The organism is Desertibaculum subflavum (assembly GCA_003576705.1).
Classification (GTDB): Bacteria; Pseudomonadota; Alphaproteobacteria; order Ferrovibrionales; family Ferrovibrionaceae; genus Desertibaculum; species Desertibaculum subflavum.
This window is the reverse complement of sequence record QOZS01000036.1, coordinates 17066-35997: the sequence shown is the minus strand read 5'-3', so window position 1 is coordinate 35997 and position 18932 is coordinate 17066. Positions and strand designations below refer to the sequence as shown.

Here is an 18932-nt window from a genome sequence, read left to right as displayed (position 1 = left end):
GGCTTGCAGGCCGGCGGCAGCCGAGCCAGCGGGCGGCATTGCCGCGCCGCGCCGGTTGCGGCAGCTTGGCGCGGAACCATGCGCCCCGAACTCCTGTTCCCGCTGTTCGCCGAGGTGACCGCGCTGACCGGCGTCGGTCCGCAGGTTGGCCGGCTGCTCGGCAAGCTGGGGCTGCGGCGCGTGGTGGACCTGCTCTGGCACCGCCCGATCGGGCTGATCGACCGGCGCGCACGGCCGACCGTGGCCGCTGCCAGGCACGGCGAGATCGCCACCATCGCGGTCCGTGTCGATGAGCATCTCAAACCCCGGGCGCCCGGCCGTCCCTACCGGATCGTCTGTTCCGACCCGAGCGGCACGCTGGTGCTCGTCTTCTTCCACGCGCGTGAGGACTATCTCCTGCGCACCTTGCCGATCGGCAGCGACCGGGTGGTCAGCGGCAAGGTCGAGCTCTACGGCGACGAGGTCCAGATGACGCATCCGGACCACATCGTGCCGCCGGAGCGCGCCGATTCCATTCCGCCCGTCGAACCGGTCTATCCCCTCACGGCCGGCCTGTCGCCCAAGCTGATGGCGAAGATCACAGCCGCCGCCATCGGCCGCCTGCCGGACCTGCCGGAATGGAACGACACGGCGCTGCTGGCACGCGAGCGCTGGCCGGCCTGGAAGCCGGCGGTGACGGCCCTGCATGCGCCGGTTGCGGCGGCCGATATCGATCCGGGCACGCCGGCGCGGCGGCGCCTGGCCTACGACGAGCTGCTGGCGAGCCAGCTCGCGCTGCTGCTGGTGCGCGGGCGGGCGCAGCGGCGCGGCCATCCCGTGGAGGGCGATGGGCGGCTGCGGCGCCGCGCCATCGCCGCCCTGCCCTACCAGCTCACCGAGGCGCAGAATCGCACTCTGGCCGAGATCGATGCCGATCTCCGCGCGCCGCGCCGGATGAGCCGCCTGCTGCAAGGCGATGTCGGCAGCGGCAAGACCGTGGTGGCCTTCCTCGCCATGCTGGCGGCCGTGGAATGCGGACGCCAGGCGGCGTTGATGGCGCCGACCGAAATCCTGGCCCGCCAGCATTTCGCCACGCTGTCGCCGCTGGCGGAGGCCGCCGGCATCCGCCTCGCGCTGCTGACCGGCCGCGACAAGGGCAAAGCGCGGGAAAGGATCATCTCCGACCTGGCCGAGGGTCGGATCGACATCGTGGTGGGCACCCATGCCCTGGTGCAGGCCGATGTCGTCTATCGGGCGCTCGCCGTGGCGGTGGTCGACGAGCAGCATCGCTTCGGCGTCGAGCAGCGCGTCGAGATCGCGGGCAAAGGGCAGAGCGTCGACCTGCTGGCGATGACCGCGACGCCGATCCCCCGCACGCTGACCCTGGCGCTGTACGGCGACATGGACGTTTCGCGACTCGACGAGAAGCCGGCCGGGCGAAAGCCGGTCGACACGCGCCTCGTGTCGCTGGAGCGGCTGGAGGAGGTGATCGCCGCCATCGGCCGCACGCTTGAACACGGCAACCGGGCCTATTGGGTCTGTCCGCTGGTGGAAGAGTCGGAGAAGGTCGACCTTGCCGCGGTCGAAGAACGGCATCGGGTGCTGGCGGAGCGGTTTCCCGGACGCGCCGCCCTGGTGCACGGCTCGATGAAGGCAGCGGCGCGGGACAGCGCGATGCGCGGCTTCGCCGGTGGGGAAACGCCGCTTCTCGTCGCCACCACGGTGATCGAAGTCGGCGTCGACGTGCCGGCGGCGACGGTTATGGTGGTGGAGCAGGCCGAGCGTTTCGGCCTCGCCCAACTGCATCAGCTGCGCGGACGGATCGGCCGCGGGGCGCAGCCGGGCACCTGCCTGCTGCTCTATCGCGGCCCGCTCGGCGAGACGGCCAAGGCACGCCTTACCCTGATGCGCGAAACCGATGATGGCTTCCGGATCGCCGAAGAGGATCTTCGGTTGCGCGGCGCGGGCGACCTGCTCGGCACCCGGCAGAGCGGCGTACCGCCATTCAGAATCGCCAGCCTCGACACCGATTCCGATCTGCTGGCCATCGCCCGGGACGACGCCCGGCTGGTTCTGGAACGCGACGGCGGGCTGGAGGGGCCGCGCGGTGCGGCACTGCGCGTCCTGCTGCACCTGTTCGAACGCGACACGGCGGCCCGGCTGTTCCAGCGCGGCTGACGTGGCGCGACCGCGCCGCCTCGATCACCCCAGCGCGCCCCGTCACGAGTTTGCCTCTCACATCCGGCATAGGTCGGATTCCGCTCCGCCTCCGCCGATCGGCAGCCGGCAGGACGAATACCGTCGACGACAAATCGAGAAACTCAATTTGTGCGCGGGGCGCCAACTCTAGCCCACAGAATTCGCCGGGATTGTTGCTGTGACCACCATCACACTTCAGCCAAGAGAAAGAACCGATTGCAGAACAAAACCTGCAAATTCATGTAAACAGGCAAAAATAGGAATTTCTTGCCGAGCAAATATCTCGCAAATACCAGTAATGACAAACTTGTGAAAAATTTTATGCTTCATATCTAAAAAAAATCACAAGAAATTAACCAACCGTTTACTTCCAGTATTCATGCCTTCGTAAGAGATTGGCCTCGATACTCCCCAGCGTTCTCGGAGCGACGTTTTTGCCGAAAGGACACCTGATGGCTCAAGTGCTGCCCCCTCGGATGCGCGCCATCGATCGCCCAGTCCGCGGCAGGACCGTAGCCCGCTTTGTGAATTTTGCAGATTGAGGTCTTAGAGATGCTCGTTTTCAGCAAGTCGATCTTCGCCGGCAACAACAGCAACAACAAGCTGGTCGGCAATAACAGCGGCAGCGTGATGTATGGCTACGGCGGCGACGACACGCTGACCGGCGGCAACGGCGACGACCTGCTCAACGGCGGCAACGGCGCGGACATCATCGACGGCGGCAGCGGCGTCGACACTGCCATGTATGCCGGCAGGGCCTCCGACTACAAGTTCGAGCGCCAGGCGGACGGCTCGGTGAAGGTCTTCGGCCTCAACAAGGCCGGGGCGGACGGCACCGGCGACGTGCTGTGGAACATCGAGTTCATCCGCTTCAAGGACAAGGTGGTAAGCCTCGACATCCTGGCGCCGAAGGCGACGGAGCCGACTGAGCCGACGCCGGTCCCCCCGACTCCCCCGACCACCCCTGCCGACACGACGGCGTCCAAGCCGGATCTGTCGGTCAGCCATGCGAGCGGCAACGAGGACCAGAAGATCGCGCTGAATATCAGCGCGGCGCTGACCGATACCGACGGCTCGGAGACGCTCAGCGTCACCATCGCCGGCGTGCCGGCCGGTGCCAGCCTCTCGGCAGGCACCAAGAACAGCGACGGCACCTGGACCCTGACCAAGGCCCAGCTCGCCGGCCTCACCATCACCCCGGCGGCCAATTCCGACGCCGATTTCAACCTGACCGTCACCGCCACCTCGACCGAGAGCAACGGCGGCGCCAAGTCGAGCCAGACCGCCAGCGTGACCGTCACGGTCAATGCGGCGGCCGACGCGCCGACGCTCGCGGTCGGCAATGCCAAGGGCACTGCGAATGCGGCGATCGCGCTCGACATTCAGGCAGCCTTGACCGATATCGACGGCTCCGAGACCCTGGGCGTCACCATTTCCGGCGTGCCGAACGGCGCCAGCCTGTCGGCCGGCACCAATCTCGGCAACGGGACCTGGAAGCTCACGCCGGCACAGCTCAACGGCCTGAAGATCACGCCGCCGTCCGGCTCTGATGCCGACTTCACGCTGAACGTGACCGCCACCTCGACCGAGTCGGCCGGCGGCAGCGCGACCAAATCGGCCAGCATCAGCGTCGTCGTCGATCCCGCGGCGGCGCCGGAGCCTGAGCCGACGCCCGAGCCGACGCCTGAGCCGACGCCCGAACCCGAGCCGACTCCGGTCGCCGGCAAGACGATCAACGGCACCGGCGATTCCAACACCCTGAACGGCACCAGCGGCAATGACGAATTCTCCGCCTATGGCGGCGACGACAGCGTCAATGGCGGCGCGGGTGACGACACCATCTGCGGCGGGCCCGGGCAGGACCATCTCGACGGTGGCGCAGGCAACGATACCTATCTAGTCTGGGGCAACAGCGAAGGCTACGACAGGTACCGGGACAGCGGCGCGATGGGTTGGGACCGTGTTGTGGCGGGCGGCGTCGGCACCATCATCGGCCTGGGCGGCGGGTTCTCGCATGCGCTGAGCGGGATCGAGGAGATCACCGCCAACGGCCACGCCAACGTCGTGGTCGCCGGCACGTCGGAGTCGGAGACGCTCGACTTCTCCGGGGTCAAGCTCAACGGCATCTCTCTCATCACCGCCTATGGCGGCGACGACAACATCATCGGCTCGAGCGGCGACGATGTGATCCATGCCGGTCCGGGCAACGACCAGATCGACGGCGGCGGCGGAACGGACACCGCCTGGTTCAGCCTCGACTCCAGCGCCTATCAGCTGACCAAGGACGCCGACGGCAAGGTCACCGTCAAGGCGATGGCCGGCCCCGACGGCATCGACGCGCTCAGCAATGTCGAGTTCCTCAAGTTCAGCGACAAGACGATCGACGTGGCCACGCTCGGCGTGAGCGCCGAGCCGGCACCGACCGAGCCGGAGCCGACCGAGCCGGCCCCGACCGAGCCTGCACCCAGCACGCCGACCGGCCCCAGCACCGGCGATGGCTCCGGCGGCACGGGCGGCGACAGCTCGACCGCGCCCACCCCGCTGCCCAATCCGTCCGCGCCTTCGGGCACCATCCTGCATTACAACGCGCCGACGCCGGCCGGCAGCGACTTCGTCGGCTTGTCGATCGCCAATACCGGCAGCACGGCCAACCCCGCCGGCTATTGGACCTTCGGCCATGCGTTCAAGGAAGGCGACTTCCCGAGCGGCAACGAACTGCACGCGATGATCAACGGCAGCGCCGTGCCGCTGCAGGTGGACGTGAAGACCACCTGGCCGGACGGCTCGATCAAGCACGCCGTTCTCACCGTGAAGACGCCGCAGATCGCTGCCGGCGGCAAGGTCGACCTGACCTTGGGTGTCGGCGGCGAGAGCCACCCGGCCGGCGCCAACATCACCGTGAACACCGTCCTGAACAGCAATCTCGACGTCAAGGTGGTGTTCGACGGCCTCGCCGGCGTGTCGGGCGGCCATCTCGAGCTGGATGCCAAGACGGCATTGCAGCAGGCGGTGGCCAACGGCACGGTCAAGACTTGGCTTTCCGGTCCTTCCGCCAGCGAGTTCACCGCCAGCGTGAAGATCTCCGACCAGCTCCAGTTCGACTTCAACATCCGGATGTATGCCGACGGCTCCTATGCCGTCGACACCGTGATGCACAACGACTGGACCTTCACGAGCAGCCAGCCGACGTCGAATTACAGCGTCTCGGTCCTGAACAAGGGCGCGACGGTGTACAGCCAGTCCAACGTGTCGATGGCGGCGCAGACGACCTGGCACAAGCAGGTCTTCTCCAACGCGACGGCGCAGAACCTGTACGGCAAGTTCGACACCGGCTATCTGTCGGAGGCGCAGGCGATCCCGGCTGCCGACTACTCGATCGGCGCCAGCGCGTCCTCTGTCGCCTCGGCCTATTCGGGTCTGCTGGGCTCGGATACCAGCCTCACCGGCAGCGCATCGATCTACAAGTACATGCCGGGCACCGGCATGCGCGCGGATATCGGCCCGCTTCCGGAATGGACCGCGGACTACCTGCAGACCATGGATCCGCGTGCAGCCGCCGTCATGTTCGCCAACGCGGATGCGTCGGGTGCCGTGCCCTGGCACTGGCGCGACGACGGCACCGGCAACTGGGTCCGTGTCGATCAGCACTCCAAGCTGTGGCTCGACGAGCGCGCGTTCTGGCAGGGCTACGAGACGCCAGGCCACTCGACCCAAGGCAACACCTCGCCGATCATTCCGGAGCAGGCGCACCAGCCTTCGCTGGCTTACGTGGCCTATCTGCTCACCGGCTCGCAGTACTACCTCGAGGAAGCCAAGGCGGAAGCGTCCTGGCTCATCGCGTCCTACTGGCCGGAAGCGCGCCAGTTCGACACCGGGCTGCTGGTGCTGGCGCAGATCCGCGCGACGGCCTGGGCGCTGCGCGACGTCGGCAACCTCGCCTATGTGCTGCCGGACGGCGATCCGCTGAAGGCCTATTTCGAGAAGTCGATCGACGCCACGTTGAAGTACCTGGTGAAGACCTACATCACCGACGGCGCGATGGACAAATACGGCGAGATGGAAGGGTTCTTCGAAGATCCCTGGCAGGAAGGCTCGCGCGTCGAGAAGATCATGGCGCCGTGGCAGCAGGATTACCTGATCGCCCAGTTCGGCGTTCTGGCGGAGCAGGGCTATGACGACGCCCTTGCCCTGATGAACTGGGCCGCGAACTACTCGGCCGGCCGCTTCCTGCACGGCGACGAAGGGTTCAACCCGCTGGCCGGTGCCGGGTATCGGCAGGTCATGACCGACGCGGCGGGCAACACGATCACCACGTGGGGCGAGTCTTATGCCCTGACGAAGGACCTCATCAATGGCGGCGTAGATCCGACGACCTTCCAGAACAACGGACCGGCCGGTTACGGCGGCGGTGCGTTGTCAGCGATGTCCGCATTGTCGCGCGTCGGCAATGTCGACGGCATGGAGGCTTTCGGCTTCATCGTCGAGAACACGCCGAACATCCACACGGCCTATACCGAGGACGGCGCGCGCTTCTCGCTCGCCTTCCGGGTGGGAATGGGCGGCGAGGAAGTCGACATGGCCGACTATCGCCTCGGCACCAGCGGCGCCGATCTCATCACCGGCTCGACGCGGGCTGACGTGCTCGTCGGCGCCGGCGGCAACGACGTGATCCAGGCCGGCAATGGCTCCGATGCGCTCTACGGCGGGGCCGGCGACGACAAGCTGGAGGGCGGCGCGGGCAACGACGCTCTGTTCGGCGGCGACGGTCGCGACACCATGATCGGCGGCACGGGCGACGACATCCTGCGTGGCGGCGACGACGCCGATCAGTTCGTGTTCGACGCCATGGGCTTTGGCAAGGACGTCGTCGACGACTTCGAGAAGGGCCTCGACAAGCTGGTGTTCAAGGCGTCGGCGCTGCCGAGCGGCGTCACCAGCGCGGCTGCCATCCGCGCCCTGGCGCACGATGATGGCTCGGGCAACGCCGTGATCGATTTCGGCAACGGCGATCAGGTGACGTTGTTCAACATCTCGAAGTCGGGCTTGACGGACGACATGTTCGTCATCCAGTAGCGCAGTGTGACCGAGGCGGCCCACCGGCCGCCTCGGCGCCCTGGCCGGGGCTTGATGCGCCCCGCGCCGCTTGAAGCGGGCCGTCTTCAGGCCCTAGGAATTCGATACAGGATCACCGGATCGTTGGGGTTGTCGATCTTCCGGAAGATCGGCCGGGGCATCCATCGATCTGCCCCGATGGCCTGGAGCAGCCGCCCGATCCAGCGCCGCTCCGGCTCGACACGGAAGATCTCCTGCCAATCGGGGCGCGGCTGATAGAGCCGCATCTCGTCGGTGACCGTGCAGTACTTGCTGCGCTCGCATTCGCGCACGAGATCCGGCTGGCCCACGACGAGGTCCCCGGGCCCCGGCGGCGCTGTCGTCACCCGGTTCTGCAGGCCTGAAAAACGCAGATCCAGCTGGGCGCGCGCGAACAGCCTCGCATCGACGTGAACCTTCTCCTGCACGGACCCGGCGATCTGCGGAATCCGACGCGCGGCGAAATACGGCTCGACGTTCTCGACACTGAGCAACGCCCAGGACGTGGCGGCATAGCCGATCAGGCCGAGCGCCGCGAGATGCCGAGCGAGCCCCCCGCGGCGCAGCATCGCTGCCGCCAGCCAGGCCGGCATGACCGCGAGCGCCGCCCCCGAAAACAACATATATCGCGGAACCAGGTACAGGATCGGACCCGCCAGGCTGATGAATCCGTACCAGAGGAGACCCGCGAAACCGAGTAGGGCCATCGCCCGTCGCTGCGGCGGCGACAGCGATCTGCCGGCACCGAGCGCCAGGGCGATCGCCGCACCTAGGATGAGATAGAACAGAAATCCGAATTTCTGGGAGACGAACAGCAAGAGGATCGGATCGAGGAAGACATTGACGGACAGGACCCCCTCGGTATCGACGAGTTCGCCCCCCTGCGCCACCCGCTGCAGCTCGGCGCTTCTGTCGACCGCATCGTGATGCAGCGAGATCTGCTGGCGATACAGGAAGTTCCCTGTCATCAGGCCGAGATACACGGATTGTGACGCCACGACGGCCACCGCGGCTGCGCCGAGCACGAAATAGCGCCAGCGCGCGAACATCGGCCGCACCAGAAAGCACAGGCCGAGGAACAGCCACAGCGCCAGCGTCGTCTCACGCACCAGGAAGCCGAGGCCGGCGGCGATCCCGGACAGGATCAGCCATCGGTGCGATCGCTCGGCTTCGGGCAGCAGAGCGTAATGCGCGAAGGTGAGCAGCGAGGCGCTTACGAAGAACAGCTCCGGCACGTCGGTGTTCACGTAGGTCGCGCTGACCAGGAAGTTGGGCAGCAGGTTGATCAGCAGCACCCAGATGATCGCCGTCAGGCCGTCGAAATGACGCGCGATGAACCAGACGAACAGGATGTTGGTGCCCGCGTAGTAGCCGGCGGTCACCACCCCCACACTGAAGAAGCTCTCGCCGAACACGGCGAGCGACGCCGCCAGGGGCAGCACAATCGGGTAGCGCAGCGCCCAATGGCTGTTCCCGACCGAAGGGAAGTCGGCGATCCAGTCGAGACCGGTCTGGATGTAGGTGTTGTCGTCGCTGCCCTGGAGCCCGACCCAGCGCCACGCCAGCAACGCGGCGATGCCGCCGAGCACCGCGATCCAGGCAACGGCAGCAATTGCGACAGGTCGAGAAGTCACTTCCGGAAAGGGCTTCGTCGTCATGCGGCGCGGCTGGAAGTCAGCGTTGACGCCGCCGCCGCATGCACCCCCGGGATGCCGTTGTAGCACATGCGCTTGGCCTCCTGGCGGCCGCGCGTCACCGTATCGAGGATCAGCCCGCAGGCGAGGCTCAGGAACGAGAGCAGAATGAGGCCGGTCGCCAGGATCGCCGTCGGGAATCGCGGCACCAACCCGGTCTCGAAGAAGGTGACGAAGATCGGATAGGCCAGCACCACGGAGACCACCATCAGAATGGCGGCCGCGGCGCCGAACAAGGCCATCGGCCGCTCCTGCTTCAGCAGCTTCACGATGGTCCAGAGGATGCGGAACCCGTCGGCGAAGGTGCGCAGTTTGCTCGCGGAGCCGGCCATCCGTTCGCTGAAGGCGGTCCGCACCTCGGCGCTCGGCATTTCGAGGCCGAGCGCATGGATGGTCAGCTCCGTCTCGATCTCGAAACCGGCGGACATGACGGGAAACGATTTCACGAACCGCCGCGAGAACACGCGGTAGCCGGAGAGCATGTCGTGAAACTCGCTGCCGAAGATGGCCCTGACCAGCCCGGTCAGCAGCTTGTTGCCGAATTTATGGCCGACGCGGTAGGCGCTGTCCGCCGTCTCCTCGCGGGCGCCGTTCACCATGTCGAGCCCTTCGGTCACCAGCTTGGAGACCAGGCTGCCGGCTGCGCGCGCGTCGTAGGTCGCATCGCCGTCGACCATGACATAGATGTCGGCCTCGATGTCGGCGAACATGCGGCGCACGACATAGCCCTTGCCCTGCCGGGGCTCGGTACGGACCACGGCACCCGCCTCGCGCGCAAGCTGCCTGGTGCGGTCGGTCGAGTTGTTGTCGTAGACATAGATCGTCGCGTTCGGCAGCGCCTGCCGCATGTCCGCCACCACGGTGCCGATCGCGGCTTCCTCGTTGAAGCACGGGATCAGCACTGCAACGGCCAGCTCGCGCCCAATCTCCATCTGGTATTTCCAGCCCTCGTTGAACGACTCGCGCGCTGTCGAGCGTAGACAGCCTCAACCGGTTCGCAAAGCCGATGACCCCGCCTAGGGGCGTTCGGGCGCTGCCGGTCCCGGCGGGACGGCCTGACCCTTCTGCCCGGCTTCGCCCTGCGCCACCGTCCCGATCTGCTCCGCCATGGTGCGGCTCATCAGGTGGAACGCGTTGCTGCCGCAATCCCACATCAGGTCGGCGATGGCGCGGAAGGCGGCGAGCTGGGCCTCGACCTGTTCGCGCGAGGCTTCCATCTGGCGCCGCGTGAGATCGGCCATCGAGGCTTCGCCGTCGGCGACCGGGATGCTGCCGACCATGCGTTGCACGGTCTCGCGCATCAAGGTTGCCTGGCGGGCGCCGATCTCCTGCATGGTGCGGGACATGAGCTCCGCCGCCTCGCGCAGAATGGCGAGTTGGCGCTCCTGCGCCACGCGCATCGCCTCGGCGTCCAGGCCGCGATAGCGCAGCACGGCGATCATCCGCTCATAGGGCATGCCGCCCCCGGCGCCCTGGTCGCGCCCATCCGGTTGCTTGCGCATGGCCTTCGCCCCCCACCCGGCAACAGCTCCGACGAACGGCTAGCGGCCGCCGGTAACCAAAGTCTTACGATAGCGGAAGCGCCGCCGTTCCGGCTATCGCCGGCCGGCCCGCGCCATCCGCCAGGCCCAGGGCCCGAGCAGCGCGAGCAGCGCCAGCGCCAGCAGCGCCGCCGAGAGCGGCCGGGTCAGGAACACGGTCAGGTCGTTCTGGCCGATGATCATGGCGCGGCGGAACTCGGCCTCGGCCATCGGCCCCAGGATCATGCCGATGATCACCGGCGCGGTCGGGAAATCGAACCGCCGCATCAGATAGCCGACGCCGCCGATCAGGTAGAGCAGCACGAGGTCCATCGCCGAGCCGGAGATGCCATAGGTGCCGATGGTGGCGAAGACCAGGATGCCGCCATAGAGCAGCGGCGTCGGGATCTTCAGGATCCTCACCCAAAGCCCGACCAGCGGCAGGTTCAGGACCAGCAGCATGACGTTGCCGATATAGAGGCTGGCGATCAGCCCCCAGACCAGATCGCCCTGCTCTTCGAGCAGCAGCGGCCCGGGCTTGATGCCATAGCTCTGGAAGGCCGAGAGCATGATCGCCGCGGTGGCCGAGGTCGGCAGGCCGAGCGCCAGCATCGGCACCAGCACGCCGGCGGCAGAGGCATTGTTGGCGGCCTCAGGCCCGGCCACGCCCTCGATCGCGCCGTGGCCGAACTCCTCCGGCTTCCGGCTCAGCTTCTTCTCCATGTAGTAGGACAGGAAGGTCGGGATCTCGGCGCCACCGGCCGGCAGGGCGCCGATCGGAAAGCCGATGCCGGCCCCGCGCAGCCAGGCTTTCCAGCTCCGCGCCCAGTCCTCCCTCGACATCAGCAGCGAGCCGGTGATGCCCAGCACCTCGCCCTCGGCGCGATGTCGCGCGGCGAGGTAGAGCGTCTCGCCCACCGCGAACAGGCCGACCGCCACCACCACCACGCCGACGCCGTCATAGAGCTCGGGCAGGCCGAAGGTGAAGCGCTGCTGACCCGAGATCTCGTCGAAGCCGATCAGGCCGAGCCAGATGCCGAAGCCAAGGCTGGTGAGACCGCGCAAGGCCGAGCCGCCGAGCACCGCGGAGACGGTGACGAAGGCGAGGATGGCGAGCGAGAAATACTCCGCCGGCCCGAACTGCAGCGCGAAGGCGACGACCAGCGGCGCGAGGAAGGTGAGCCCGACGGTGCCGACCGTGCCGGCGACGAAGGAGCCGATCGCCGCGGTGGCGAGCGCCGGGCCGGCCCGGCCGCGCCGCGCCATGCGGTTGCCTTCCAGCGCGGTCACGATGGTCGCGCTCTCTCCCGGCGTGTTGAGCAGGATCGAGGTGGTGGAGCCGCCATACATGGCGCCGTAATAGATGCCGGCGAACAGGATGAAGGCGCCGGACGCATCCACCTTGAAGGTGATCGGCAGCAGCAGCGCGATGGTCAGCGCCGGCCCGAGCCCCGGCAGTACGCCGATCGCGGTGCCGAGCGTGACGCCGAGCGCGGCGAAGCCGAGATTGGCCGGCGTCAGCGCGACGGCGAAGCCGTTGAGCAGCGCGCCGAGGGTCTCCATCTCAGATCACGCCGCCGAGGGGGCCGGCGCCGATGCGGATACCGAGGACGGTATCGAAGCCGAGATAGGCGAGCGCCGCGAAGACCACGGCGATGACGGCGTCGCGCAGCGGCCGGCGGCTGCCGAAGCCGCGCGCGACGCAGACGAACAGCACGGTCGAGGCGATGGTGAAGCCGGCCAGGCCGATCAGCGCGACATTGGCGGCGAGGCCGAGCAGCACCCAGCCGAGCTGAAGATAGGATACCTGCTCCGCGCGCTCCTCATCGCTGAGCCAGCCGCCACGCAACGCCGCCGCCAGCAGGCCCGCGCCCATCAGCAGCGTCAGCACGGCGACCGCGGCCGGCAGCACCGCGGGCCCGACCTTCACATGCGGCGGCGGGGTCGGCACAGCCCAGGCGCCGATCGCGATCAGCGCGGCCAGCACCAGCACCGCGACGGCGAGCCAGGTTTCCTCGCGCGCCGCCGCATGCCGCATCGCCAGCCCCTGGGTTCAGGCGAGGCCGATATCCTTCAGCACCGCCTCGATGCGCTGGATGTCCTCGGCCAGGAACTTGCCGAAAGCGTCGCCGGCGAGATACTCGTCCGTCCAGCCGCGCTTCGCGAGCTCGGCCTTCCAGCCCGGGCTCTTCGCCAGCGCGTCGACGAAGGAAAGCATCTTCTTCTTGTCCGCCTCGCTGAGGCCGGGCGGCGCGAACACGCCACGCCAGTTGGCGAGCTCGACATCGACGCCGCTCTCCTTGAGCGTCGGCACGTCGATGCCCGGCAGGCGCTTCGGCGACGACACGGCGATGGCGCGCAGCTTGCCGGCCTTGATCTGCTCCTCGAACTCGCCCCAGCCCGAGGTGCCGGCGGTGACCTGCGAACCGAGCAGCGCCGCCTGGGCCGGGCCGCCGCCGGAGAACGGCACATAGGCGACCTTCTTCGCATCCGCCCCGATCGACTTGGCGATCAGGCCCATCAGGATGTGGTCGGTGCCGCCGGCCGAACCGCCGGCGATCGACACTGCGGCGATATCCTTCTTCATTGCCGCGACCAGATCGCCGATCGATTTCATCGGCGAGGAGGCCGGCACCACGATCACGTTGTACTCGCCGGTGAGGCGCGCGAGCGGCGTCACCTGCTTCAGGGTCACCGGCGACTTGTTGGTGACGATGGCGCCGACCATCACCATGCCGCCGACCATCATGCTGCCGCCCTGGCCCTTCCACTGGTTGACGAAGGTGGGCAGGCCCTTGACGCCGCCGGCGCCGCCGAGATTGGTCACCTGCGCCGACTTGATCAGGCCGCCGGCGCGCGCCACCGCCTCGATCGTCCGCGCAGTCTGGTCCCAGCCGCCGCCCGGATTGGCCGGCACGAAGATCTTCAAGGTATCGACCATCTCGGCGGCGATGGCGCCGCGCAATTGGGCCAGAGTCGCAACGGCGATACCGCCGGCAAGCAGGCCGCGACGGTCGATCATGATGTCCTCCCCGGGATTCTGCGGATGCGCGACATTACCGCTCGGCGGCGCGAAAGTCACATCGGCGCGAACTTGCCGTTGTCCCTGGAAAGCGTGATCTTGCCGCTTTATGTGTAGCTGCACCGAAAGCCACAATTCGGTGGAGGGATATCCATGAAACTGTACTTCTCGCCCGGCGCCTGTTCGCTGTCGCCGCACATCGTGCTGCGTGAAGCCGGCCTCGATTTCGATCTGGAGCAGGTCGACCTCAAGGCCAAGAAGCTGAAGAAGACCGAAGCCGATTATCTGCCGATCAATCCGAAGGGCCAGGTGCCGGTTCTCGAGCTCGACAACGGCAAGCGCCTGACCGAAGGCCCGGCCATCGTGCAGTACGTCGCCGACCAGAAGCCGGGCTCCGGCCTCGCCCCCGCGGCCGGCACGTTCGAGCGCTATCAGCTGCAGGAATGGCTGAACTTCGTCACGTCCGAGATCCACAAGGGGTTCAGCCCCCTGTTCCGGCCCGACACGCCGGACGACTACAAGACCATCGCGAAGGCGAACCTCGCGGCGCGCTACGCGATGCTCGACAAGCATTTCGCCGGCAACAAATACCTGATGGGCGATCAGTTCACCGTCGCCGACGCCTATCTCTTCACCGTCACCAACTGGAACAACTTCCAGAAGGTCGATATCGGCCAGTGGCCGAACGTGAAGGCCTATTTCGACCGCGTCGCCGCGCGGCCGAAGGTGCAGGAAGCGCTGAAGGCCGAAGGGCTGATCAAGTAGCTTCCCCCGGCAGGCCGGCAGCTTAGCGCACGAGCCCCTCCCCCGGCCGAAGGACGGGGGAGGATGGGAGGGGGCTTTTTTTTGGCAGCCGCAGGGCGGGTGGCCAAACCCCACCCCGACCCTCCCCGCGCTCCGCGCGAGGAGGGGGAAGCCAATCCGGAGACCGCCGCCCTACGGCCCCTTGCCTTCCGCCTTGGCGGCCTCGTATTTGCGGCGCTCCTCCTCGACCAGCTCCTTCTTCGAGAGCTTGCCGATGATGGTCTTCGGCAGTTCGGGGCGGATCTCCAGCGCCACCGGAATCTCGTACTTGGCGAGCTTGTCGCCGAGGAAGGTCTTCAGCTCGTCGAAGGTGAAGGGCGTCATGCCAGGCTTCAGCTTGACGAACACCTTGGCGCTCTGGCCGCGATAGTCGTCCGGCACGCCGATCACCGTGCATTCGGCCACCGCGGGATGCTCGTAGACCGCCTCCTCGATATTGCGCGGATAGACGTTGAAGCCGCCGGACAGGATCATGTCCTTCTTGCGGTCGGTGATGAAGACGAAGCCGTCCTGGTCGATCTTGCCGACATCGCCGGTATGGAAGCGGCCGCCGGCGAAGGCTTCCTCGGTCGCCTTCGGGTTCTTCCAATAGCCCTGCATCACGTTCGGGCCGGAGATGCAGATCTCGCCCGTGTCGCCGATACCGAGCAGCTTGGTCGGCTCGTCGACATCGACGATCTCGATCAGCACGCCGGGCAGCGGCAGGCCGCAGGAGCCCTTGCGCCGCTCCCCGTAGAGCGGCTGGCTGGTGCCGGCCGGCGAGGTCTCGGTCATGCCCCAGCCTTCCGAGAGCTTGCAGCCGGTCATGCCCTCGAATTTCTCCAGCACGTCGACCGGCAGCGGCGCACCGCCGGAGCCGCAATATTTCAGCGAGCGCAGGTCATAGCTGCCGACATCCGGTGCCGCGTTGATCGCCGCGAACATGGTCGGCACGCCGGGGAACACGGTGATCTTCTTCTTCGCCAGGTCCTGCATGACAGCCTTCAGCTCGAAGCGCGGATGCAGCACCATCTCCGCACCCGTCGAGAAGCTGCGCAGGAACACCGCGGTCAGCGCATAGATGTGGAACAGCGGCAGCACGACCAGGCAGCGCTCCTTGCCCTCCTCCAGCAGCGGCTTATTGCCGCCGGCGGTCCAGGCATCGAACATCTGCAGGGCGCAGGTCAGGTTGGCATGCGTCAGCATCGCCGCCTTCGGCACGCCGGTGGTGCCGCCGGTGTACTGCAGCAGCGCGACCTCGGTCTTCGGATCCTTGACCGGATATTCCCTGGGCTTGCCGGCGGTCTTCAGCAGGTCCTTGAAGGCGACGTGCCGGTCGTCGCGCGGCCACTTGGCGATCTCCTTCTTCTTCGCCAGCGGGAACAGCAGGTTCTTCGGGAACGGCAGGACCTCTTCCAGGCCGGAGACGATCACCTTCTTGAGGCGCGTCGAGCCCAGCATCTTGGCGACGTTGGGATAGAGCGCGTTGAGGGCGAGCGTGACGATGAAGTCGATATCGGCATCGTCGATCTTGTGGCGCAGCTCGCGCTCGGCATCGAGCGGCGACAGGTTCACCACGCGGCCGCCCGCCTTGTGCACGGCGAAGAAGCTGATCACGTATTGCGGACAGTTCGGCAGGAACAGGCCGACCTGCACGCCCGGCCCGACACCCAGCTTCTGCAGCCCCTCGGCCATGCGGTGCACCTGGTCGGCGACATCGCTGTAGCTGTACTTCTTGTCCATGAAGTCCAGGCAGGCATGGGACGACCAGCGGCTCACCGCATGGTCGAAGAAGGCATTGAGCGAGGTCGGCTCGAACTTCATGTCCCACCGGATGCCCGGCGGATAGGTCTTTTCCCAGACGTGCGGCATAGAACCTCCCGGCGCCGAATCCCCCGTCTTTGCGGCTCGCGGCGCGTCCGTCGCGAGACTATGGCCCGGCCCCTGGGGAATCAATGTTAACGCCTTGATCCGGCAAAGCGGCCCGGCCGCTGGATTGTTGGACTAAGGTTTGCTCAGTGCTGCCGGCCTTGGCGGCTTCGGGTTGAATCTCGGCGTAGACCAGAATACTGCGGTCGAGCGCGACCCGGGTCACGCCGGCCCACTGCCCTGCTTGTCCTCTTCGGTGACCCGGCCGACGCGGTATCCGGTGGGCCGCTTGGCTTTCAGGCTCTGGGCCAGCGCATTATAGGCCGCCCACCATTGGGGGTCTTTGCTTCGATCAAAGGGCTGGGGCGTGATTTTGGCAATCGGCCTGCCGTACCTCGTGATGATGATCGTCTCGCCGCGTTCGGCGGCGGCGATCACCTGCGAGAAGTTCTGATTCGCCTCGCGCACCGACATTTCGCGCATGCAGCACCTAAGTTCCACGTTGCAACATCTTGGCATTGTCGGGCGGAAAATGAAGCTCCGGCCTCATCCACCGGCCTGCATTACATCGACCGCAATCGCCTCGGCCAACCGGCCGAGTTCCGGCGCGAATCGTTCTGCCGCCTGCCCCTCGGTCATCGCCGAGCGCGGGAAGCGCAGCGACATGGCCGCCAGCACGTGGCCGCCATGGCGGATGGCGACGCCGATGCCATGCGTGCGGCGCGGCTTGGGCGGCATCTGGAAGGCATGGCCGTCGCGTCGGATGCGCTCGAAGGCGGCAGCCAGCGCGAGGCCGCGGCGGCCGGCCTTGAGAAGGTCGCCGTCCGGGATGCCGTTGGCGGCGAGGATGTCACGCCGCTCCGCCTCCGGGCAGAAGGCGAGGTAGACGCGGCCCATGGCGCCGGTGAAGGGCGACAGGCGGAGCGCGTAGCCCGCCGTGTCGAGCGCCATCGGGCTTTCCGGCGCGGTGGAGAAGCGCACCACCACGGCGCCCGAACTGAGGGTGCCGAGATAGAGCGGCCAGCCCTGCTCGCGGGTGAAGCGGCGCATATGCGGCGCCGCGGCATCGACCAGGTGGTCGACGAAGCGGATGCCGCCCGAGAGGCCGAGCACGCGGTCGGTGATGCGATAGCCGAGCTGGCGCGAGACGCGGGTCGCATAGCCGAGCGCGATCAGGGTCTCCAGCAGGCGCGCGAGCGTGGGCTTGGGCAGGCCGGTCTCGGCGGCGAGCTCGGCCAGCGTCGAGCTGCGCCGACGGTTCAGCGCCTCCAGCACCGCGAAGCTGCGGCGCACGGGCTCGATGGCGGCGGGCACGGCGAGCGGCATGGGCGCCCGCAGCTTATTCCGTAATACGGAATTACGCCATCGCGGACAGGCGCAGCCCGCGCCGATGCGCCTATTCTTCCGTCACAACGGGAGAGGAAGCCGGCCATGGCCTATCAGACCATCGAGGTGAAGCAGCTCACCCCCACCATCGGCGCCGAGGTGTTCGGCGCGGATCTGAGCGGGCCGCTCGGCAACCAGCAGTTCCAGGAGATCCACGACGCGCTGATGGAGAACCAGGTCATCTTCTTCCGCGACCAGAAGCTGACGATCGACCAGCACAAGGATTTCGGCCGCCGCTTCGGCAAGCTGCACGTGCACCCGAACGCGCCGATCGATCTGCCGGAGCATCCCGAGATCCTGGTCATCAAGGCGGACGAGAAGTCCAAGCACGTGGCCGGCGAGGAATGGCATTCCGACGTCTCGTGCGACATCGAGCCGCCGATGGGCTCGATCCTCTACATGCACGAAGTGCCGGCGAATGGCGGCGGCGACACCTTGTTCGCCAGCATGTACGCCGCCTATGACGCGCTGTCGGCCCCGATGCAGCGCTTCCTCGAAACCCTCACCGCGCTGCACGACAGCAGCAAGGCACATTACTATCGCGTCAAGGCGACCGACCGCAGCGACATCCAGTTCCCCAATGCCGAGCATCCGGTGGTGCGCACGCACCCGGTGACGGGGCGCAAGGCGCTCTATGTCAATCGCGGCTTCACCCTGAAGATCCCGCAGCTCAAGCGCCACGAGAGCAACGCGCTCTTGGAGATGCTGTACCGGCACGTGGAGACGCCCGAGTTCCAATGCCGCTTCAAGTGGCGGCCCAACTCGATCGCCTTCTGGGACAACCGCTGCACCCAGCACCATGCAATGTTCGATTACCACCCGCACCGCCGCTACGGCCACCGCGTGACCGTGTGCGGCGACAAACCGTTTTTGCGGGCTTAGTCCAACCGTCGCGTCCGCTTCCCGCGAGACAGACTTTGGCTGCAAGGTAGCGTCGCTCCAGACATGACGGAGCGATGTGATGACCGATGCCGAGATGCAGGAATTCGTGACCCGGTTCGCCGCCGCCTGGGCGGCGCGCGACAGCGAGGCCTTTCTCGCGCTGTGGCATCCCGACGGCGTGCTGACCACGCCGCTGGTCGACCGGCCGGTGGCGGGGCGCGAGCTCGGCCTGCTCAACGAGCGCCAGAAGCAGGCGGCACCCGACGCGATCTGGCAGCTGCTCGACTGGACCTCGCGCGGCGACGTCGTCGTCATCGAATGGCAGACCACGCGCATATTCGACGGCAAGCCGTTCCACTGGCGCGGCGTCGACAAGTTCCGCCTGCAGGAAGGTCGCATCCTGGAAGAGCGCGTCTATACCGACACGGCGCCGCTCCGCGCCGCCCACAGCGGCAAGCCGCTCGAGCCGATCATGCGCTTGTGACTCCCTCTCCGCGCGGCAGCGTG

14 protein-coding genes are annotated in these 18932 nt (G+C 67.1%); 5 read left to right on the top strand and 9 right to left on the bottom strand.

Features of this window, described 5'->3' with window-relative positions; all coding sequences use genetic code 11:
* Nucleotides 1-78: 78 nt before the first annotated feature.
* A complete protein-coding gene (recG, locus tag DT074_RS18350; RefSeq protein WP_119421317.1) occupies nt 79-2157 on the top strand; it encodes an ATP-dependent DNA helicase RecG in 2079 nt (692 codons plus the stop codon).
* A 573-nt stretch (nt 2158-2730) separates the two neighbouring features.
* Nucleotides 2731-7251, top strand: a complete 4521-nt coding sequence (locus DT074_RS18345) for an RIFT barrel domain-containing protein (RefSeq protein WP_119421316.1) — start codon at nt 2731-2733, stop codon at nt 7249-7251.
* Nucleotides 7252-7337: 86 nt separating this feature from the next.
* On the opposite strand, the gene DT074_RS18340 is transcribed toward DT074_RS18345, so the two are convergent.
* The 6 genes from DT074_RS18340 to DT074_RS18315 all read right to left on the bottom strand — a co-directional run bounded on the left by DT074_RS18340 (nt 7338) and on the right by DT074_RS18315 (nt 13505).
* On the bottom strand, nt 7338-8927 hold the full coding sequence (locus DT074_RS18340; RefSeq protein WP_119421315.1) for an ArnT family glycosyltransferase: 1590 nt from the start codon (nt 8925-8927) through the stop codon (nt 7338-7340).
* Nucleotides 8924-9895 (bottom strand): glycosyltransferase family 2 protein, encoded by a 972-nt coding sequence (locus DT074_RS18335; protein ID WP_119421314.1) that lies wholly within the window; start codon nt 9893-9895, stop codon nt 8924-8926. Before DT074_RS18335 ends, DT074_RS18340 begins: the two co-directional genes overlap by 4 nt.
* Nucleotides 9896-9979: 84 nt before the next feature.
* Entirely contained in the window at nt 9980-10465 is a 486-nt protein-coding gene (locus tag DT074_RS18330) for a phasin family protein (RefSeq protein ID WP_119421313.1), read from the bottom strand.
* A 93-nt stretch (nt 10466-10558) separates the two neighbouring features.
* Nucleotides 10559-12046 (bottom strand): tripartite tricarboxylate transporter permease, encoded by a 1488-nt coding sequence (locus DT074_RS18325; RefSeq protein ID WP_119421312.1) that lies wholly within the window; start codon nt 12044-12046, stop codon nt 10559-10561.
* Between the two features lies 1 nt (nt 12047).
* The gene (locus DT074_RS18320) at nt 12048-12521 is read right to left on the bottom strand and encodes a tripartite tricarboxylate transporter TctB family protein (protein WP_119421311.1); all 474 of its coding nucleotides are present in this window, start codon (nt 12519-12521) and stop codon (nt 12048-12050) included.
* Nucleotides 12522-12536: 15 nt separating this feature from the next.
* Nucleotides 12537-13505, bottom strand: a complete 969-nt coding sequence (locus DT074_RS18315) for a Bug family tripartite tricarboxylate transporter substrate binding protein (protein WP_119421334.1) — start codon at nt 13503-13505, stop codon at nt 12537-12539.
* A gap of 153 nt (nt 13506-13658) precedes the next feature.
* Between DT074_RS18315 and gstA the strand changes: the two genes are divergently transcribed.
* Nucleotides 13659-14270, top strand: a complete 612-nt coding sequence (gene gstA, locus DT074_RS18310) for a glutathione transferase GstA (protein ID WP_119421310.1) — start codon at nt 13659-13661, stop codon at nt 14268-14270.
* Nucleotides 14271-14441: 171 nt separating this feature from the next.
* Here gstA and DT074_RS18305 read toward each other — a convergent pair whose 3' ends face one another.
* The 3 genes from DT074_RS18305 to DT074_RS18295 all read right to left on the bottom strand — a co-directional run bounded on the left by DT074_RS18305 (nt 14442) and on the right by DT074_RS18295 (nt 17483).
* Nucleotides 14442-16160, bottom strand: coding sequence for a long-chain-fatty-acid--CoA ligase (locus DT074_RS18305; RefSeq protein WP_119421309.1), 1719 nt, complete (start codon nt 16158-16160; stop codon nt 14442-14444).
* 219 nt (nt 16161-16379) lie between these two features.
* Complete coding sequence (locus tag DT074_RS18300; protein ID WP_162914994.1) at nt 16380-16631, bottom strand: type II toxin-antitoxin system Phd/YefM family antitoxin; 252 nt, start codon at nt 16629-16631, stop codon at nt 16380-16382.
* A gap of 72 nt (nt 16632-16703) precedes the next feature.
* Entirely contained in the window at nt 16704-17483 is a 780-nt protein-coding gene (locus DT074_RS18295) for a helix-turn-helix domain-containing protein (protein WP_119421307.1), read from the bottom strand.
* A 105-nt stretch (nt 17484-17588) separates the two neighbouring features.
* On the opposite strand from DT074_RS18295, the gene DT074_RS18290 reads away from it, so the two are divergent.
* Nucleotides 17589-18425, top strand: a complete 837-nt coding sequence (locus DT074_RS18290) for a TauD/TfdA dioxygenase family protein (protein WP_119421306.1) — start codon at nt 17589-17591, stop codon at nt 18423-18425.
* Nucleotides 18426-18504: 79 nt separating this feature from the next.
* Nucleotides 18505-18909: a nuclear transport factor 2 family protein gene (locus tag DT074_RS18285; protein ID WP_119421305.1), complete on the top strand. Its 405-nt coding sequence runs from the start codon at nt 18505-18507 to the stop codon at nt 18907-18909.
* The last annotated feature ends 23 nt before the right edge of the window (nt 18910-18932 follow it).

Coding starts and splice junctions, on each gene's coding strand:
- DT074_RS18315 (WP_119421334.1), bottom strand. CDS start 13,505: ATGATCGACCGTCGCGGCCTGCTTGCCGGCGGTATCGCCGTTGCGACT.
- DT074_RS18290 (WP_119421306.1), top strand. CDS start 17,589: ATGGCCTATCAGACCATCGAGGTGAAGCAGCTCACCCCCACCATCGGC.
- DT074_RS18285 (WP_119421305.1), top strand. CDS start 18,505: ATGACCGATGCCGAGATGCAGGAATTCGTGACCCGGTTCGCCGCCGCC.
- DT074_RS18300 (WP_162914994.1), bottom strand. CDS start 16,631: ATGTCGGTGCGCGAGGCGAATCAGAACTTCTCGCAGGTGATCGCCGCC.
- DT074_RS18335 (WP_119421314.1), bottom strand. CDS start 9,895: ATGGAGATTGGGCGCGAGCTGGCCGTTGCAGTGCTGATCCCGTGCTTC.
- DT074_RS18340 (WP_119421315.1), bottom strand. CDS start 8,927: ATGACGACGAAGCCCTTTCCGGAAGTGACTTCTCGACCTGTCGCAATT.
- recG (WP_119421317.1), top strand. CDS start 79: ATGCGCCCCGAACTCCTGTTCCCGCTGTTCGCCGAGGTGACCGCGCTG.
- DT074_RS18345 (WP_119421316.1), top strand. CDS start 2,731: ATGCTCGTTTTCAGCAAGTCGATCTTCGCCGGCAACAACAGCAACAAC.
- DT074_RS18305 (WP_119421309.1), bottom strand. CDS start 16,160: ATGCCGCACGTCTGGGAAAAGACCTATCCGCCGGGCATCCGGTGGGAC.
- DT074_RS18295 (WP_119421307.1), bottom strand. CDS start 17,483: ATGCCGCTCGCCGTGCCCGCCGCCATCGAGCCCGTGCGCCGCAGCTTC.
- DT074_RS18330 (WP_119421313.1), bottom strand. CDS start 10,465: ATGCGCAAGCAACCGGATGGGCGCGACCAGGGCGCCGGGGGCGGCATG.
- DT074_RS18325 (WP_119421312.1), bottom strand. CDS start 12,046: ATGGAGACCCTCGGCGCGCTGCTCAACGGCTTCGCCGTCGCGCTGACG.
- DT074_RS18320 (WP_119421311.1), bottom strand. CDS start 12,521: ATGCGGCATGCGGCGGCGCGCGAGGAAACCTGGCTCGCCGTCGCGGTG.
- gstA (WP_119421310.1), top strand. CDS start 13,659: ATGAAACTGTACTTCTCGCCCGGCGCCTGTTCGCTGTCGCCGCACATC.